The organism is Noviherbaspirillum autotrophicum (assembly GCF_000818395.1).
Lineage (GTDB): Bacteria > Pseudomonadota > Gammaproteobacteria > Burkholderiales > Burkholderiaceae_D > Noviherbaspirillum > Noviherbaspirillum autotrophicum.
On the sequence record NZ_JWJG01000004.1, the window covers coordinates 1 to 17,687 of the forward strand.

A 17,687-nucleotide genomic window follows, 5' to 3' on the forward strand; every position below is an offset into this window, starting at 1 on the left:
AGATCAATCCCGATGGTAGTAAGCTGGTGCATGACTTCCCCTCCTGGTTAGATTGAACGGTGACACCTCAATCTTGGCACTTGATGCCTTGCGACTTCAACGTCGCTTCGGGACGGGGAAGTCCCTTACATTTGAAAAAGCCTTCCAGAAATATCCGACAAGGCAGATTGCTGCCATAACGATTCGTCAAACGAATTAGTCATATAGAAAAGCAGGAAAATGCGCTACTCCCTTGACCTAATGCACTCGCTTCGATAGCAAATAAATATTTCTCGAGAGTTTTTCAACAGAATCGGCCAAAAACGATCTTCCAAAGTGGCGTCACTATCCCAAGAACGGATGTTCAATAACTAATAGGGAATTCTGGACAGCAGTTTTGTTGACAGCGCCGCGCGTACTGCAAAAGTGATTCCCAGCGCATGCTTTTTGATCGTTGTCGTTTTCACTGCGCTGCGGCTAGCCCCATACATTGCTGGCCTTTCTTCTCGTTCTTGTAAATACGTCAATGGCAGTGGACAGCGGGCATGCCTTCGCGACGTTAAGAAATGGAGCCCAACCGAGTGGGCAAACCCATCGAAAGCGCGTTTGATGCCCAAACTGCAATGAGTATCTATTTCCATTGTGCAATTGTGGATATGATGGAGCACAGTCCTCGCACTGCATAGCATTTTTAACCCCATTTATTCGTCGCTTTCGTTTCATCTAGCAAGTCGGCTGTGCCGGATTTCTGGAGAATTGCATGGTTTCTCGCCTATTTACCTTATTTTTGCTGCTTGCTAGTGCCATAACATCTGCGCAATCCATCCCGGACTCCACTCGTTTGATGGCAAGCGCCGATGCTGAAAAACCAATCCAGTTGCAAAGCTTGCGCATCAGTGGCGAACTCAGCGGCGGCATGGCACAAACCACAGTGCAAATGGTGTTCTTTAACCCCAATCCGAGGCCGCTCGAAGGCCATTTGCAGTTCCCGCTGCTGGCCGGGCAGCAAATTACCGGTTTTGCGCTCGATGTCGATGGCAAGTTGCGTCCCGCCGTGCCGGTAGAAAAAGCCAAGGGCCGACAGATTTTTGAAGCAATTGAGCGCCGCAATATCGACCCGGCTCTCCTTGAAAACACTCAGGGTAGCAATTTCAAGCTGCGGGTTTACCCGATTGCCGCGCTCGGCACGCGCATGGTGGAGCTGAAATATGCCGAAGCGCTGCCGCGCGATGGCATGTACTGGTCCTACCGCCTGCCGCTGGCGTATGGCGAGCGATTGCAGGAGTTCGATCTGACGCTGAAAGTTCATGGCAATGGAGCTGTGCCGAAAGTGAGCGGTGCGCTCGGCGCCGTAAGCTTCAGCAGACAAGGCTCGACCTACCAGGCACACGTGGCGAAAAGTCGCTTCGCCCCGAGCGGCATGCTGAACATCGTTACCCAAGCCAGTGTGCAGCCCCAGACCTATATCCAGGAACACGACGGCCACACTTACTTCGTCGCCGAAATTCCGGTTTCGACCAAACGCGCAGCACGGCCGCTGCCGAAGATCGTCGGTTTGCTCTGGGATAGCTCTGGCTCCGGCGCGGCACGCGCGCGTGATGCCGAACTGGCGGAACTCGACCGCTATTTCAAGGCGGTGGGCAATGCCGAAGTGCGGCTGACCAGATTGCGCGACCGCGCCGAATCGACTGCTGTTTTCCATATCGTCGACGGTAATTGGGAGGCGCTGCGCAACGCATTGCAGAATACCGTCTACGACGGCGCCAGCGCGCTGGCTGGTTGGCAGCCGCAAGCGGATGTCGAGGAATATCTGCTGGTGAGCGATGGTTTGCTGAACTATGGCGCGAGCCGATTCCCCGAACTGGCCGCAGGTCAGCGCCTATACGCGCTCAATTCTTCGCTGGCCGCCGACACCGGCCGCCTGGCTGCGCTGGCCGAGCGCAGCGGTGGCCGGCTGGTTCAGGTGTTGCCGGACAAGCCTGGCGCCGCCGCTCAAGCCCTGCTGACGGAAGGTGCTCATGTCCGTAACATCAGTGCTGTAGGCGCAACCGAGGTGCTGGCCGACTCCCCCGATCCGCAAGGATTGCTCCGCGTAGCAGGTAAGCTCATCAACGGCAGCGCGAAGCTAACAGTGACCGTGCTCCAGCAAGGCCAGCCGAAAGATGTGACATTGGCTGTGTCAGCTGGGGCACCGACGCATGCGCTCGCTGCCTATTTATGGGCAAGCTCCAAGTTGCACGCGCTCGAAGCCGATTTTGAAGTCAACCGCGGGGCAATCCGCCGGCTGGGAAACCAATTCGCCATGCCGACTCGCGAAACGTCACTGATCGTGCTTGACCGGTTGGAAGACTACGTGCGCTATGACGTCATGCCGCCGTCCGAGTATCTGACGGCATATGAGCGGATGAAGGCGCTGCGCGGCGCCGAGCTGACAAGCAAGCGCGAGAAGCACTTGGAGCGCGTGCTGCAAGAATTCGAGCAAAAAGTGGCGTGGTGGGAAAAAGCCTATCCGAAGGGTGAGCCGCCGCAAAAAGCTGAAACCAAGGCCGTGCCCATGCCGGGGCAAGCTGCGCCGGTGGCAATGGCGGCTCCCGCGCCAGTGATGGGACTACTCCGGCAAAGTGATGCCGCCGGCGCGCAGCGGGCAGCATCGCCGACAGCAACGGCACGTGAGCCGGCGCCGTCCGACATCGGCATTTCCCTGAAAAAATGGCGCTCCGACGCCCCCTACATCGCCCGCATGACTGCAGCCAGCGCCGACACTTTGTATCAAGTGTACCTGGATGAAAAGCCTTCATATGCCAATAGCAGCGCCTTCTATCTCGACGCGGCCGACATGCTGATCGACAAGGGGCAGCGCGACCTGGCCTTGCGCGTGCTATCCAACTTGGCCGAGATGGACCTGGAAAACCGCCATGTGCTGCGCATCCTCGGTTACCGGCTGCTGCAGGCGGACGCGCCCGAACTCGCCATTCCGGTATTCGAGAAGGTGCAGTACCTGGCGGAAGAGGAGCCGCAATCCTTCCGCGACCTCGGCCTTGCGCATGCAGCGGCCAAGCATTACCAGCTGGCGATCGACCAGCTGAACGAAGTGGTGGTGCGTCCGTGGGATGCGCGTTTTGCCGAAATCGAGCTGATTGCGCTGGCGGAAATGAACGCGATCATCGCCGCCGCTCCGTCGCAGCCTGCGCTCGACACCAGCCGCATCGATGCCCGCTTCCTGAAGAACCTGCCGCTCGATTTGCGCGCGGTGCTGACTTGGGACGCCGACAACAGCGACATGGACCTATGGGTGACCGATCCCAACGGCGAGAAGTGCTATTACGCGCACCGCTTCACCTACCAGGGCGGGCGCATGTCACGCGACTTCACCGGCGGCTACGGCCCGGAAGAGTTTTCGCTGCGCGAGGCGAAGCCCGGCAAGTACCGGATCGAAGCGAATTTCTTCGGTTCCCGCCAACAGATTGTTGCGGGCGCCACGACCCTTCAGGTGAAGCTGTCGAGCGGATTCGGAACGCCTTCTGAGAAAGACCAAATGATCACGCTACGGCTGAAGGAGCGCGGCAACACAGTCTTCGTTGGCGAATTCGAGGTCAAGCCGAAATGATCACGTTGACTCGCATGCTCGCCGGCGTCCTGCGCCGCTCGCCCACCGTGACGTTGCGGGTCACCGATGACGAGGGTAGGGTGCTGGTGGATGCAGCCAATGCCGGACGCGACGATTACCGGTTGAGCGTCGCACTGCTCAACGGGCCAGTGATTGTCGACCTGTACGGACATTACCTGCGCTTCGTCGACACCGGCGGCAAGGCCGCTTATCGCGGCACGGACGCCGCCAGCCGCACCTACGTGAAGTTCGGTGAATGCATCCAGGACAAGCGCGAGCTGCACATCCTGATTGAACCCTCCTCATGACAGACATACAGAATCCAGTATGAAAAAAATTCTTATATTTCTGGGTGGCCTGGCCTTTGCGGCCAGTGCAGCGGCTGCCGACTCGGCACGACTGGCGCTGTGGATCACCGATCCGGTCGGTACGACCAGCGGCATCCAGTGCGACCTGGAGGCATCGCCGGCTTCTGCCGGCAGGTTGCAGGCCATGCCGCTGCCGACCACGCCACCGACACTGACCGAGCGCGACGTCATTGCCTGGAATCGGAGCAACGGACGCTGGACGCTGGATTCCGCGCGCTTCATCGGCATCGAATCCGCCCAGCGGTTGCAGGATCACTGCTTTCTGCTGGCCATCGACGGCAAGCCGGTCAGCAGCGGCATCGTGCTGTCCGAGTACTCGGCGCGCCTGACCGGCTTTCCGACCCTGATCGTCATCAACCGGAACGACGCACTGACATTCGAGCTGTTATCCAGTAACCACGGCGCTCACATGCGACACCTTCATGCCGAAGCGCTCGATGCGGTGCTGCATGAAAAGGCAGTACAAGAGAAATAGTCATCTGACCGGAGCGACAACATGGTTTTGATCCGCTCATATTTGCTTGCAGTCCTGGCATGCGCGGCGCCGGCAGCACTTGCCTCACCAACCTCCGATGAATTGCTGCACTGCCATCAGATGGCTTCTTCGGCACTATTGAGATGCCTCGACCAAAGCCCTGGGTACAAGAACGGCAATTGCTGGGATACCGCCCGCTCGCTGAATGACACCTGCTATGACAATGTCAGGAAAGAGCATCGGGCGGACACTGGCAGGATCGAGGCAGAAAGGCGAGCCAAAGAACAGCGCAGGCAAGGAAGGGACGCGCAATGAAAATGCTGCGGATTCTCGCTGTCTGCTTGTTTGCGTGCTGGATAAGTGTAGCCGGCGCCGAATCCTGGTCGCAGGCGAACTATCGCGCCTGCCTGGCCGACGCCGACAACGGCTATGCGCCCTGCCGCCACGACCGCCATACGGGTGGCGTCTGTCGCCATGAATATCGGCAGGAGAAGAACCGCTGCTGGGCGGCTTTTCAGGAAATGGGGCGCGGCGATCCCTATTACGGCTCGAATGGCGGAGCCGTCCGCTTCGAACCGGTACCGATTCCGCAACGGCCGGCGTATGTCTTGCCCGGGATGAAGTAAATATATTTGCCCAGAATAAAATAATTTGCCAAAGTGACGAATTTGGCGGGGACCAAAGAAGGGGAGCACCTGTAATGACACTGAATCGAGCCAAACGCCTGTTGGCGTTCGTGTTCGCATGCTTGCTGGCTCCTACGGTCGCTTGGTGCGCCGACAAGGAACCGGGTGGTCAAGGGACGCTTGTCCCCGTGGGGAACAACGGTACACATTGCTTCGACACCCATTCCGCCATCGTGCAGAAAGTATGCGCGGATTATCAGATCAACTGGAAGCTGTGGGCTCTGATGGGCGAACCGGTCGGCAACTACACATTGTCTTGGAAGCTGACCAGTATCCAGTTCCGGGACCAGCGCAAGCGGGGGGACAGGCTATGGTTCAGCCCCGACAGTCTGCCGCCGGAATTGCGGAAGGCGGCAGGCCTCATCGAGCTATATATCGACGGCCATGCTTCAGTCAATGTGACGGGAGCGCATACCATCGATATGCTGGGTTTCAGGCACCGCTTCAATACCGGCACCGCTGTGCGGCCGGGAGGGCAACATTCCTTCAATGTGCCGGGCAGCCCCAGCTGGGATGACGTCTTTGGGCATTATGACCTGTGCAAACCTGCAGAGGCTGGACAATGGAAAGTGGACGCTAAGACGGCACAGAATGCCTTCAAACAGGGGATATACAGCCTGCAAGACTTGATACTTTGCCCGGAGTCCGGCGTATCGGAATTGACGATGCTGGAAGATGCGGTCGACAAGCTGTGCAGCAAGCCCGGTGCCGCCGCCAAATTTGTGTTTTGCCAGAAGCAGGAAGAGAAGGACAAAAAGGACGCGGCAAAACAGGATAAGGAAGCCGCGGGCAACAAGGCGCAAAACAAGGAAAAGGAACCATCGGCACCCGGGCTCGGCGCCAGCGTGCTGGATGGCGCAGGCAGGCGTCCGCCAGAGAGCATTCACGACTTGCTGGACGAAAGCACTGAGCGAACCGCGATCCGGAAAAAACTCGCGCAAGAAACCGCCAGCTATCGCCGCACGGCCGAGGCAGCCTGCCAGGACATTTTGCGCGATATTGATGCCTGTTACGTACGCGCGCAATGCCCGCGTCCGCAGCCGCCAGCAGGCACAAGCGAGGGTGAATGTAATACGGCGCGCGGTGGCAATGAGGTTCCCGACCTGTACCTTGTCACTAGTGATTGTGATGAAAAGTGCAGAGAGGGAATAGCACGTCGGAGGAAAGAGGAACGAGAAAAGGAGGCACGCGAATGGCATGCGAAGTGGGATCCGATCAGGACTCGCTGCGAGCCCTACTACGAACAGCAGAAGCATTACCGCCAATGCGAGAAAAACGTGCGCCAGACATGTAACCCGAAAAACTTCAATAATTTAAACGAGTGTACCAATGAACAGGTACGCACCAAAGGACCGACGGAAAAAGATGCGCGCAAGCTGATGCAGAAGGAATGGAATCAGCGTTCGAAAACCGGATCGTCGATTACCAACAGCATCCTAGATTAGATTGACACTCTTGCTGAATGAAGGCCAAAACCATGAAACACCTGACCTCGATATTGTTCGCCTTGATCTTGTCCACCAACGCGTGGGCACTTCCGCCCCAAATCGAAGCGGACCGGCTTTTGTTGCAAGCCAAGACGGCACTGGATGCCAATGATTACGAGATTGCGATCCAGAGTTTTGAAAAAGCGGCGGTGCTGAACGTAAAAATGCCTGATACCTTTTATTTTCATTTTGGCAAAGCGTATAGCGGTGCCAAGAAGTGGGAAAAGGCGCGTGCCGCTTATGAACAATATCTGAACCAAACGGGGACGCGAGGTAAGTTTTATCGGGAAGCCCTGGAAGGTTTCAACCAGGCCGACCTCGAATGGACGAAAGCGGAAAAAGCCTATACGGACGCGATGGCGAAGTATACGCAGGAGCAAAACCGCTATGAGGCCAATATGCGGAATTGCAAAACCCAAGAGTACGATGACTACAGAAAAGAGTTAGAAGACCGTAAGGAAAGAGCATGGCAAAAATGCCAGAATTATGGCAAGTATGGTTGCATGGACGGCATGAGCGGCTCAAAAGCGCTATTGGAAGCTGCCGAGTCTGCATCCAAGCGGGTCTGGGAATTTAATGAAGCTCCCAACACGTGGTGCAACAAACGCTACACCGCTCCGAGCAAGCCGCAACGATAAGGTAAAAGCGAGTTTGGCGTTACCGTCTTCGATGGCGGCAGACGCAAGTGAACAAAGGTCAAAACTGGGTGAAGAAGGAAGCGCTCATGAAACGCATCGGCTTGTTGCTGGTTGCGCTCTCATTTTCGGCGGTGGCCTTGGCGCTCGCGCCTGAAATCGAAGCCGACCGTCTGCTGTTGCAAGCCAAGACGGCGCTGGATGCGAATGATTATGCGCAAGCCACGGCAAGCCTTGCAAAAGCGGAGAAACTCGGCACCAAGCTTCCTGATACGTTTTACTACCATTATGGATATGCCCTGTTCAAGATGGACGATATCGAGAAAGGCAGGCGCATGCTTGAAAGGTATTTGAACGAAACCGGCACCAAAGGAAAATTCTATCGAGAAGCGTTAGAGACCTTGAATGCAGTGGAAAAGCGCAGCCTTGAGATTGAAAAAATAAAACAGCAGAAAGAAGCCGAGTCAAGGAAAGCAAGTGAGCGCCAAGCTCAGATCGATGCCAATTGGCACACACTTCCCATGGCATACCCAGGGTATTCCGCGCGCAATCGGGTGAAGGTGCATAAGGTCGACGGCGGGTACTTCTACGACGACGCTCCCAGTTTTTCAATGGAAGAAATGGCAGACAAAATTTGCCCGCAGCTTAAAAGCCGCTTCATGAACGAAGAAGGGCCGTGGGCTTCTTTCACCAATTGCAGATGCGATCACACCGAATCGGGAAATAACTGGGATGTGACCTGTTATGCCGACACCCGTTCAAACTGGTTTTTGAAGAAAGAACGGCAAGAGAAGCGCTAATCGGCAAGGCAGGGGGCTTGCGTGCGGCTCGTGCATTTACCATATCGAATATCTGCACAGGATCTTGAATCAGCCGTCAGCATGCCGGAACCGAATAAAAGACCAGACAGATATTAAAGTTCTCGCCGCTGAATTTTCCGCCGTGCCTGAGCGAAAGGTATCGCGGGCTACTGGAAGCACTGTTGCCCGATGCTTCGAATAGCAGCCTGGCACCGGGCTGGGATGATCCCCCCGCACCGACGACAGATGACGCCTGCGTCAGGCTTTTCAGCGTCACCCCAGTTTCCTTGAGGTTATCAACATTCCATCCGTCAGCAAGCTCACCGGGCAAGGTGATCTCAAATGCCTGGCCTGCTGTCATATCGAACAGGTTTTCCTGCGTGGCTTTCTCCAGCGAGATCTTTATCGGTTCAGGAGCAGGCGGAATGTGGGATCTGACATTGATATTTGTCGCCGTTCTCTTTGCCCCTATATCCGTGGTCAGGATCGTAATACCACCCATGGCCCGAAACGCCCACCAGGTATAGCCATTCCTGCTATTTTGAAGAGGCACCATCGCTTCCATTGCAAGTATCGGTGCGAGCTCCCTGAATCGTGGCGAATCCAGGACGCGCATATCGACGATGCGATTGAGTGGTACGTTGCCGGTGTCGACTTTGGCGCTCTTCGGCAGCAGGATATACAGCATGTCATCCTGATTCTGATCCACTTTGCCGCGACCAAAGCGGATGGTTTTGTCGGAGGCATCCACGAAGTCTGATTGCGGCTGCAGGTTGATCCTGGGCTTATCGATACAGGCCGAAACGGATGATGCTGCAGTCAAGATCAGTAATGCGAGCAACCATGCAGCCAAGGCAGGCATGGTTGAGTCCTTCGAGCACAGATAAAAAAGTATTGGAAGCGTTTCACAAGTGAGCTTTTACTGTTGATGACTCGTGTGGGCGTACGGCCTCGCTCGCCACCATTTTCTCAAATTGGAACTCGCTCTTTCATCTTAAAGAATCCAATTAAAGATTTTCATACCGCGGCCCTCTTGAACGCCATTTATTTCAAGGCGTTCAATTGAGTAGCTTGAAAACGACGACCTCCTTTTGATTACCCTCCGAGATCGTTACACGTGTAATTGAAATGCTCGGATCATAAGGGTCCGGGAGATAATCAAAGCTTGCGGCTGGGCCTCTGCGCGGAGTGACAGAAAGCACCCGATCCTGCGCATCATAGGCAATGGTCTGCTTGCTGTCATCGAGATAGATGATTGCAGTCATGTTGTCATGATCGTCGTACTCAAATTTTTCCGTTTCCCCGGAAGGAAACTCCTGCCAGACAAGACGCCTTTTAGCGTCATATCGGAAGCGCGTGACTTTTCCCTTTTCATCGGTGACCGAGGTAATCAGCGTGGTCTTTGGATCCCTGGTGACGTTGAGCGATGCGCCGGTACGAGTCTGGCGGCTTTCCACATGGACTAACGCACCTTTTAGCGTGTAAGTTTCGCTGGCGGTCGGGCATTGGTTTCCAAAAACGCGGATCATGCGATCGCCTTCACGACGGATCTGGCTGTTCTCGCGGCAGATGTCGCCCTTGAAAGCGCCTTCAACTACGAATACCGAGCGGTCCGGGATCGGCCCCAAGGACAGCGGCTCGATGGGGCTCTGGTCTGGAATCGTGCCCTTCTTGACAAGAGCTTGCCGCAATTGCTCCTTGGCGGCGCGCGCCTGGTTTTCGGCCTCGGTCAAATAGCGCTTATTGACGGCTTCTGTGCTTACATACGCCTGCCCTGGGCTATCGTCTTTGAGACGGTAATGCGTGAAAGCGCCCGTACCATTTTCCTGGATCACCAAATCACCGTCGGTGAGAAAAGAAACGGTATTGTCCATCGCTGTACCCCAGCCCAATCCATACGATCCTTGATGTTCGGATTTGGAGTTGTAGATTCGGTCGAAGGGGATGCCGGAAGGGTCGTTATTGTCGGCCGAGGTCTTAAAGGTGATTGAGAAATTACCGTTACGTACGTTGACGCCTTTGACAACGTAAAAGCTGCCGTCTGGAATTTCAACCACTTTGGGCGGCTCAGCCCAGGAAGCGTTGATTGAAGTGAAAAAGAGGCTAACAAGAAGTAAATTTCGCCGGATCATAAGAGTCTTCTTCTGTAGTAGTTAAAGTAGTTAAGCGGATGCTCGGAAAGAAAATTCTGCCATATCAATTTGTAGGTCGCCTTCTGGAGCCTGAGCAGTGGCAGCATGAAATCGGGGATGCGGATCGCCCGCTCCACCGCTTCACCGGATTCTCTTCTGCCGACGTCATCTGAACGCGCTGCACCAGCGGCTTTGGTAGGCGGGATGCGAGCACACCTTCGCAATTTCATCGTTGTACGCGACTTCAGAACAATCGTGTTCAAAGCTGGATACCTTGCGTTTCAAACGTGCCTGGTCCGAGCGCAGCTCGGATACGTTATATTCAGCACCCACGTTATACATCTTGATTCTGCGATTGAGCTCGTCGTTTTCGCCTTCGAGATCGGCGGCCCTGCGCGCGCAGGACTCAAACTTGGCTTTGTCCTCTTCAAATCTGGCTTGGGCTTCTTCATACTCCGCCCTGGCCTTCTCTTGCCGCTCACGATCAAGTCGGATTTTCTCGCCTCTTTCCTTGTGGGCCTGTATGCGTTGGGCGGTGTCATCCTCGACCATTGTGACTGATTCAAGCTTGATGACAAACCAGCCGAACGGGGAGTTTCGCGGCTTGGCGCTACGTTGTCCAGGCTTCAGGCTTTCGAGTTCAGCAGCAACAGCGCTCTGCAGCGAGCTCACTCGTGCGTACTTCATCAGCCCGCCGTCCTTGGCAGAATTGCGGTCGATACTGCTTTCCATCGCCAACTTGCCAAAGTCAGCGCCTGCATTGAGCTTGTCTTGAATTTGGTCGATCGCGGCCTTGTCTTTAGCGATGATGGCTCGAAAATTGTATTCGGCCACGTTCTCAGCCCAAGCATGGGTTGCAGCCAGCGTCATTGCCAATGCCAGGTATGCCCTGCGCGTGGCTGAGATCCATTGAGATTCCATGTTCATTCCTTTTCTAAAGGGTTTCTACAATTTTTCGAGTGATAATTCAGCACGTCGGAATCGGATAAAAGACCAGGTAGAGTTCGAAAGTCTCGCCGACGAATGCCCCGCCGCGCCGGATCGACAAGCGTTGCGGCACGCTGGAATAATTGCTGCCTGAAGCATCGAATACCAGCCTGACCCTGGGCTGCGCTGGCTCAGCACTCCCGATGGCAGGCTGTAGCTGCGTCAGGCTTTTCAGTGTCACGCCGTTTCCCTTGAGGCCGTCGACCGACCATCCGGCCGCAAGCTCGCCCGGCAGGGTGAATTCAAACTCCTGGCCGGCTCGCATCCCGAAGGGGCTTTCGCGCGTCGCTTTTTCCAGCGGCACCTTTACCGGTTCGGGAGCAGGCGCAATGTAGGGTTGGACCTCGACATTCAGCGCTATTTTCTTGCCGTCGATATCGACAGTCAGCGTGGTCTTGCCGTGCCTTGCCTGGAACGCCCGCCATGCATAGCCTTGTTTACCATCCTGGAGTGCCACCATCGCTCCGCTGATGAGCGATTGCGGAGCGCGTTCTCGGAACTGCGGCGATTCCAGAACATGTATATCGACGATGCGATTCAGCGTTGCATCGCCATTGTTGGTATCGACCTTGGCGTTGTCCGGCACCAGGATGTACAAGATGTCGTCCTGATTGAATTCCGCACGACTGCTGGCAAACCGGACTGACTTGTCAGGGAAATCCATGAAGCGCGATTCGGCATTCGGGTTGAAGACCGGTTTTCCTATGCACGCCGAGGCTGGTGATGCCGCCGTCGAAAGCAGAGAGGCGAACAACAACGCAGCCATTGAAGACACGGCTGAAGTAGTCGATCGAGGATAAGAGTACAGGGACGGTTTCACGGAAGTTTTTCTCTGATGAGGAATAGTGTGAATATTTGTATTTTTCGACTGGCCTTCGGTATATCAATCGACCCGCTGAAAACAAAACACGGGCTGCGCAAACATCTTTTCGGAGGCCGGCAATTCACTCCACCATTTCACCCACCCCTCGCCAGGCGACGTGACCGTAACGTGCATGAAGGGCCCGGCATAGCGCTCCACCTTGCCTTCCAACTTACCGGCATCGATGGCTGCGGCGAACAGGCTGGCGCTCGGTTCGATGCCGCACAGGCGGTTATCTCCTTCCAGCGCATACTTGATCAAGCGGTAAGGCGCACTTCCTGTGTACTGGCTATGTTGCAAGGCGCTCAGCCTGTTTCTGTCGACCAGCAGCCAGTCGGTATTGTCGAAACGCAGCGCCCGCGCGATCAGCGGCGTATCGGGAATATGCCTGGCATCCGGCCGGGTGCTGAAAAAGTCGATACGCAGCATGCCGTCCGCCAGGGCGCTGACGCGGGCCCGCTCGCCATTGTCCTTGCCTTCGCGCGCCCAGACGCCCTGGATATCGGCAGACAACGGAACACGATAGGAAGCCGGCGGCTCGTAGACAAAATCGGGGGCGCCGCCGCAACCGGCCAGCAGCACGGCGGCGATGCTGATCCAGTTCAGCCTCACGACGCACACGCTTTTTCTCCTTGCCCAGCCTGGGGCGTCCTCGAAGCGCGCAGCTCGCAAAGCCCATTCCTCAGCTGGCGCAATTCCAGCTTGACCTGCTCGGTTTCGTAATACTGCGAGCTGTAAGGATTGGGATGACTGATAGCGTACAGATACAGCAGGCACACACCGTTCAGCACCAGACTCAGCACGGTCAGAACTTTCCACGCGCGTGACATGATCCCCCTCTTCATCAATCGATCAAAAACCTTCCGCACCCTCGCATGAGGGTGTGCCTGATTGAACGATCAGGCCGGAGCAACGGGGTTAAAAATGCAAGATCAGCGTGGTTGTTTTTGCAGTGCCTCGATGTGCGCTTCAAGCTTCCCCGGGACCGGATACTGCGGATAAGCCTTGCGGAATTTGTCCCATTCGGTCAGGGCATCTTGCCGCAAATCGGCCTTCAGCAATTCCTCGATCAGCGCTACCCATGCCTTCGCCTTTTCCGGGTCGGACGAAGGGGAGGGGGGGGCCGCGATAGCTGTCGTATCGGCGGCCGGCGAGTGTCCCGGCACGGCGGCCGGAGTTGGCGCGCGTGCGGGGGCCGCCATGATGCCCGCCCGTGGGATGGTTTCCAGCGTGTCTGCTTGGGCGATCTGGACGGGGGCCATCGCGGTGTCGCGGCCGGCATCGGGTTTAGGTGCAACTTGCGGATCGGCCACCGATGTCCCGGCCTGGCGCTGGACTGCCGGCTGTGGCTTTGCCGCAGGCGGCTTTTCGCCAAGAGCGCCGCGCGCAGCCGATTGCGCCGGGGGCATTGCCGCCGGTTGCCGTGTCGGTGGCGCCTCGACGGCCGGCGGCGGTGAAACTTGCGCGACAACCAGCGGTGCAGGGGCTTCAGAATGCGTTTGCCAGCGCAGTAGCAACAGGAATGCACACACCACGCTCGCCGCCATCGCAAGCGGGGCACGCCAACGCCTCAGGAATCCCGGCTGCGCACGGCCAGCTTCATCGGGCATGACAGGGTCATTGGCGGCGGAATGCGCCAGGTCGGCTTCCGCTCTGGCCAGTATCACGGCATCCAACTCCGCCGGCGGTTCCGGCTGCGCCAACGTTCGCAAGTGACGCGACAGATCATCCCGACCATGCAGGAAGGCCTCGAACTCGTCGTCGAACTGATCCTTGCCCGTCATGCCCGTTCCTCCTGGACAGCCTGCCCTTGGGTGAAATGCTGCCGCAATTTGCGCATCGCATAGCGCAGCCTGCTCTTGACCGTTTCCGCCGGGACGGCGCAAAGCTCGGCGATCTCATCCAGGCTCATGCCGTTGAACTGTTGCAGAATCAGTGCTTCCCTCTGGTCGGCCGGCAGGGCACGGATTGCCGCGTGCAGGTCTGCAGCCAATTGTTTCGATTCGAGCATTGATTCCGGCGATACATGGTCTTGCCCCGCATCGGCCAAGTGTTCGAACGAGCTTCCGCCGTCGCTATCCATGCCGAGGTCGCCGGCCAACAGCTCCTGCTGCTGGCGCAGCAGGTCGATCAAGCGGTTGCGGGCGATCTGGTACAGGTAGGTGCGAAAACTTGCCCGCGGCTGGTAACGGGAGCGGGCATGGTGCAAGCTGGCCCAGCTATCCTGTGCGATTTCGTCCACCCATTCCCTGCGCGGCGAACGCCATGCCAGGAAACCGTACAGACCACGGCTGTGACGCCGATAGAGCTCCTTGAAAGCCGGCAGATCGCCTTCGCAATAGCGCAGCATCAGGGCTTCGTCGGATAGGTCGGCAGACATGGCGCCTAGTGTAGCCAAGATGTATCCTATCGGCAACGTACATGTTTAACCCCGGTTGCCTTGGTGCGACGTTGCATATCTTATGGGCGGCGACGCGGTAAAGGCAGCACCGCCCCGCGTGCGGTCCGCGCTTTCAATTGCTTCGGAACGGAGCGAATGCGAATACTAAGGAGACTTCAATGCGCAAGATTCAAGCTTTTTCCGTCATCTCAGCCATGTTGTTGCTGTCAGCGTGCAGTTCACCCACCATCAAGGACGACGGCACCGCCGACAACCGCAGGGCACGCCCCGAACCGCACCCGACTTGCTGCATGAATCCGGAATCTCAGCGAAAAGAGCATGATGATCCGGCCAGCATTCTCGCCAAGCGCAGTGTTTATTTCGATTTCGACCAGTACGTGATCAAGGATGAATTCAGGCCGCTGGTCGAGGCGCACGCGAAATATCTGGCCAACCATAGGGAAATCAAAGTCTATGTTATCGGCAACACGGATGCACGCGGCGGCCGGGAGTATAACGTCGCACTGGGGCAAAGGAGGGCAGAATCAGTGCATAAGGTGTTCTCTCTTTACGGCGTCGGCGAGAAGCAAATGGAAGTTATTTCCTACGGCGCGGAGCAACCCAAGGCGGAAGGTAACGATGAGGCTGCTTGGGCCGAAAACCGGCGCGTGGATATTAAGTATTTCAGTGAATAGAACGAGAGTCTCTTTCGCTATTTCGTGCGCTTCGGCTCATGATTAAGGACAGAAATGTTAAAAGGTGGACAGGTCGTTACGGTGATGCTGTTGGTTGCTACCAGCATGGCTCTTGCCGGTAATGCAGAGCAAGACAAATCAGGTTTCGTCGCCACCTGTATCGCGCTGGATGACGCAGGCGAGCAAGTCGGACCAAGCACCGCCATAAGACGAGACCGGAAACAAGCGCAACAAGCGCCCGAACAGGCATATCGTGAGCATCTGCCGACGGTCCTGCAGCTACGTGATTGTGCCGAGCGTGATGCCATGCTAACGACGCAGCAAGAGGAGCTCGATGCCGAGGAGGCGGCACTACGGGCGGAAGAAGCCAGGCTCGCCGCACGCAAGCGCGCAATCCAGGCAATGCTGAGCAATGGCAGCACGGAACGCCTTGCTCAGGCCGAAGGTGAACTGAGTGAGGCATCAGCCCAGCTAAAAAAGAAAATCGACAATTTCGCTCGATTGTCTGAGCCATATGGCGCTGGGGTGCTCTACCAAGTGCAACATTGTGCGTTTTCACAGGTGCGTCGACAGGACTTGCAGCAGTTGTGCCAGGAAGGCACGTATTCGCGTTTTTGTGCGAAGTATCAGACATTCCAAACCGACGAGTAAACATCCTTGCTGGCGCAAGTGGCTTCAAACGCAGTCTGCTCACTGAAACCCTGTGTTTTCCGCCGGCGGCGGGAGCTGCGCCACCTAAGCGCCACGACATAAAGATGTACTTGAGGGGATGAAACAGCCCTTGGATAGTGGGAACAAGTGCTGTCTGCTTGTTATTCGAAACCTATATGCAAGCTTCGGTCAACCGCATGTTGAATGGCTACTTTCCGGAAGGCGCCACTTCCACTTCGTGCCCTGAGCCGGTCCGTCAAGGGTTTTTCACGGGTTTTCCCATCAGAGGAACGCAAGTTAGCAAGCCAACGGCTCGGCATGCCAAGCCGTTGGCAAATCTGAAGTGTGGAGTTCCTTCACCGCATCAAGGGTGCGCTGCGCCAGGCTGCATTAGCAGCCTGCCCTTGACCCGGTGGCGGAACATACCTCTACTCAGTAAGGAAACCGGCGATTAAAGTGGCGCAGAGTTGACCAGACGCGAGCCGTGCTGCTGGAGTGCTTTCAGGTATCGGGTCTCGTCATACGGGGTACGGTTCTTCCAGCAGCGATACAGGATACGGATCCACTTGATCGCAAGCGCACGAACGGCCATCGCATGTGGCTTTCCCTTCTGACGTTGCTGCTGGTAGTACGCGCCTGCCCAATAGGAACGTGGAATGGTCGAACCGGCCCATTCCACGAAGCTTTGCCGCAGAAACGTCGGACAGGCAATGCGCCAATGCACCCAGCACTTGTTGCCGCTTCGCTCGATCACCGGGGCAATACCCGCATACTGTTGCAGTTGTGCCGCACTGTTGTAGCGACCACGATCTTCACCGAACGCCACCATGAGCCTCGGTGCCTGAATGTGGCCTGCCCCCGGCAAATTGGCAAACAAGTCGTAATCCGGCAGACGCCGGGCGGTCGCGTCGATTTCGCTGTCATACTGCTGCAGGGAGTCCAGCAGGACGCGCAACTGCGCCACCAGGGTGTGCATCATCAGCCGCGCCGGGCCCACGATAGCAGGATCGTTCGTCAACGACGTGGCGACCTTGATTCCCTCAATGCGCCTGTCAATGAGATAGCCACGGCGTACTGAATGCTGATGGAAGAATTCCTCCAGTGTTACGCGTCGTGCCCGCTTGACATGCAATAGAGTCGGCCAGCGGGTCAGGAAGTCGCAGAACAAACGCGTATTACGGTCTTCAAACCAGTCTAGTACTTGCGGATAATATTGCTTGAGTGTGCTGACGAGCTGGTTTGTGATGCGCAGCGTTTGCTCAGCCAGGCCCCGGCGTGCCTCCACTAGCGCTGCGAGCGCGCGCATGTCGGTACTCTGCAGTGCAATCGGATGCAATCGCTCGGGATGGCGCAGCAAAATCTCCAGCGCAAGTTCGGCGTCGCCCGGGTCATCCTTGGCGCGACTGGGAACAAACGCCTGACGGTACGTGGCCAACGTTGATGGATGCACGGGAAACAGCACCAGGAAATCATGGCGCTGCAGGGCAGATACCAGGGGGCCGCGCGCAAGCTCGACACAGACCGCAATGCGGCCGCGAAACCGCTGATGCAAGGTGTTGGCCCAATGAGCGATGGCCTGCGGCGAGTGTTCGAAGATGCCGGATTCACGCCGCGTTGAATCCGCAGCTTGCAGGCAGAAATCGTGTTTGCGATCAGCCCAGTCAATGCCGACATAGGCACTGAAAGCCGGGTTGTTTGGGGAAGATGAATGCTTCATCATCACCTCCTGGAAGGGGATTGTGATGGGTAGGGGAAACAGACATGCAAGCTGGGCTCTGCGAAGCCAATATAGAGAGCCGGCGAAGCGGCACGCCCTGAGTATTCGTTGACGAACCCAGGCGCACCGGGGAATTCGAAACCAAAGCGGCAAACATCATGTGTTTGGGTCGACTATTCGTAATTCCCCAGTGCATGTCCTGACTTCACTGACAGCTACCTGCCAG

Annotated in this window: 20 protein-coding genes; 11 read left to right on the top strand and 9 right to left on the bottom strand. The window is 56.7% G+C overall.

Annotated elements, in window-relative coordinates:
• The first annotated feature begins 739 nt into the window (after positions 1–739).
• The 8 genes from TSA66_RS00335 (at position 740) to TSA66_RS00365 (ending at position 8,037) form a co-directional block, all read left to right on the top strand.
• Positions 740–3,586 carry a VIT domain-containing protein gene (locus TSA66_RS00335; protein ID WP_040038515.1) on the top strand — a complete coding sequence of 949 codons (2,847 nt, stop codon included), beginning with the start codon at positions 740–742 and terminating at the stop codon, positions 3,584–3,586.
• Positions 3,583–3,894, top strand: coding sequence for a hypothetical protein (locus TSA66_RS00340; protein ID WP_040038516.1), 312 nt, complete (start codon positions 3,583–3,585; stop codon positions 3,892–3,894). Before TSA66_RS00335 ends, TSA66_RS00340 begins: the two co-directional genes overlap by 4 nt.
• Before the next feature lie 19 nt (positions 3,895–3,913).
• A complete protein-coding gene (locus TSA66_RS00345) occupies positions 3,914–4,429 on the top strand; it encodes a hypothetical protein (protein WP_040038517.1) in 516 nt (171 codons plus the stop codon).
• A gap of 21 nt (positions 4,430–4,450) precedes the next feature.
• Positions 4,451–4,744 carry a hypothetical protein gene (locus TSA66_RS26620; RefSeq protein WP_157691528.1) on the top strand — a complete coding sequence of 98 codons (294 nt, stop codon included), beginning with the start codon at positions 4,451–4,453 and terminating at the stop codon, positions 4,742–4,744.
• Positions 4,741–5,055, top strand: a complete 315-nt coding sequence (locus tag TSA66_RS00350) for a hypothetical protein (protein ID WP_040038518.1) — start codon at positions 4,741–4,743, stop codon at positions 5,053–5,055. Before TSA66_RS26620 ends, TSA66_RS00350 begins: the two co-directional genes overlap by 4 nt.
• A 74-nt stretch (positions 5,056–5,129) precedes the next feature.
• Positions 5,130–6,560, top strand: coding sequence for a hypothetical protein (locus TSA66_RS00355; RefSeq protein WP_040038519.1), 1,431 nt, complete (start codon positions 5,130–5,132; stop codon positions 6,558–6,560).
• Positions 6,561–6,592: 32 nt separating this feature from the next.
• A complete protein-coding gene (locus TSA66_RS00360) occupies positions 6,593–7,240 on the top strand; it encodes a tetratricopeptide repeat protein (protein WP_040038520.1) in 648 nt (215 codons plus the stop codon).
• Positions 7,241–7,326: 86 nt separating this feature from the next.
• Positions 7,327–8,037: a hypothetical protein gene (locus TSA66_RS00365; RefSeq protein ID WP_157691529.1), complete on the top strand. Its 711-nt coding sequence runs from the start codon at positions 7,327–7,329 to the stop codon at positions 8,035–8,037.
• A gap of 76 nt (positions 8,038–8,113) precedes the next feature.
• On the opposite strand, the gene TSA66_RS00370 is transcribed toward TSA66_RS00365, so the two are convergent.
• From TSA66_RS00370 to TSA66_RS00385, 4 genes are all read right to left on the bottom strand, one after another.
• On the bottom strand, positions 8,114–8,899 hold the full coding sequence (locus TSA66_RS00370; RefSeq protein WP_040038522.1) for a hypothetical protein: 786 nt from the start codon (positions 8,897–8,899) through the stop codon (positions 8,114–8,116).
• Between the two features lie 196 nt (positions 8,900–9,095).
• Positions 9,096–10,169: a DUF6531 domain-containing protein gene (locus TSA66_RS00375; RefSeq protein ID WP_040038523.1), complete on the bottom strand. Its 1,074-nt coding sequence runs from the start codon at positions 10,167–10,169 to the stop codon at positions 9,096–9,098.
• 165 nt (positions 10,170–10,334) lie between these two features.
• Positions 10,335–11,090, bottom strand: a complete 756-nt coding sequence (locus TSA66_RS00380; protein WP_040038524.1) for a peptidylprolyl isomerase — start codon at positions 11,088–11,090, stop codon at positions 10,335–10,337.
• 46 nt (positions 11,091–11,136) lie between these two features.
• The gene (locus tag TSA66_RS00385) at positions 11,137–11,820 is read right to left on the bottom strand and encodes a hypothetical protein (protein ID WP_040038525.1); all 684 of its coding nucleotides are present in this window, start codon (positions 11,818–11,820) and stop codon (positions 11,137–11,139) included.
• Here TSA66_RS00385 and TSA66_RS26625 point away from each other — a divergent pair.
• Positions 11,819–11,956 (top strand): hypothetical protein, encoded by a 138-nt coding sequence (locus TSA66_RS26625; protein ID WP_157691530.1) that lies wholly within the window; start codon positions 11,819–11,821, stop codon positions 11,954–11,956. The two genes, TSA66_RS00385 and TSA66_RS26625, sit on opposite strands and share 2 nt — an antisense overlap.
• Before the next feature lie 83 nt (positions 11,957–12,039).
• On the opposite strand, the gene TSA66_RS00390 is transcribed toward TSA66_RS26625, so the two are convergent.
• The 4 genes from TSA66_RS00390 to TSA66_RS00405 form a co-directional block, all read right to left on the bottom strand.
• Positions 12,040–12,639, bottom strand: a complete 600-nt coding sequence (locus tag TSA66_RS00390) for a hypothetical protein (protein ID WP_040038526.1) — start codon at positions 12,637–12,639, stop codon at positions 12,040–12,042.
• The gene (locus tag TSA66_RS00395; protein ID WP_157691531.1) at positions 12,627–12,848 is read right to left on the bottom strand and encodes a hypothetical protein; all 222 of its coding nucleotides are present in this window, start codon (positions 12,846–12,848) and stop codon (positions 12,627–12,629) included. The genes TSA66_RS00390 and TSA66_RS00395 overlap by 13 nt, the downstream gene beginning before the upstream one ends.
• Before the next feature lie 102 nt (positions 12,849–12,950).
• Complete coding sequence (locus TSA66_RS00400) at positions 12,951–13,802, bottom strand: hypothetical protein (RefSeq protein ID WP_040038528.1); 852 nt, start codon at positions 13,800–13,802, stop codon at positions 12,951–12,953.
• Positions 13,799–14,416: a sigma-70 family RNA polymerase sigma factor gene (locus tag TSA66_RS00405; protein WP_232429358.1), complete on the bottom strand. Its 618-nt coding sequence runs from the start codon at positions 14,414–14,416 to the stop codon at positions 13,799–13,801. The genes TSA66_RS00400 and TSA66_RS00405 overlap by 4 nt, the downstream gene beginning before the upstream one ends.
• Positions 14,417–14,577: 161 nt before the next feature.
• Here TSA66_RS00405 and pal point away from each other — a divergent pair, with 161 nt between their 5' ends.
• Together pal and TSA66_RS00415 are read left to right on the top strand one after the other, a co-directional pair.
• The gene (gene pal / locus TSA66_RS00410) at positions 14,578–15,093 is read left to right on the top strand and encodes a peptidoglycan-associated lipoprotein Pal (protein ID WP_040038529.1); all 516 of its coding nucleotides are present in this window, start codon (positions 14,578–14,580) and stop codon (positions 15,091–15,093) included.
• Between the two features lie 54 nt (positions 15,094–15,147).
• Positions 15,148–15,744 carry a hypothetical protein gene (locus TSA66_RS00415; RefSeq protein ID WP_040038530.1) on the top strand — a complete coding sequence of 199 codons (597 nt, stop codon included), beginning with the start codon at positions 15,148–15,150 and terminating at the stop codon, positions 15,742–15,744.
• A 451-nt stretch (positions 15,745–16,195) separates the two neighbouring features.
• On the opposite strand, the gene TSA66_RS00420 is transcribed toward TSA66_RS00415, so the two are convergent.
• Positions 16,196–17,461: an IS110 family RNA-guided transposase gene (locus tag TSA66_RS00420; protein ID WP_040038531.1), complete on the bottom strand. Its 1,266-nt coding sequence runs from the start codon at positions 17,459–17,461 to the stop codon at positions 16,196–16,198.
• Positions 17,462–17,687: the final 226 nt, after the last annotated feature.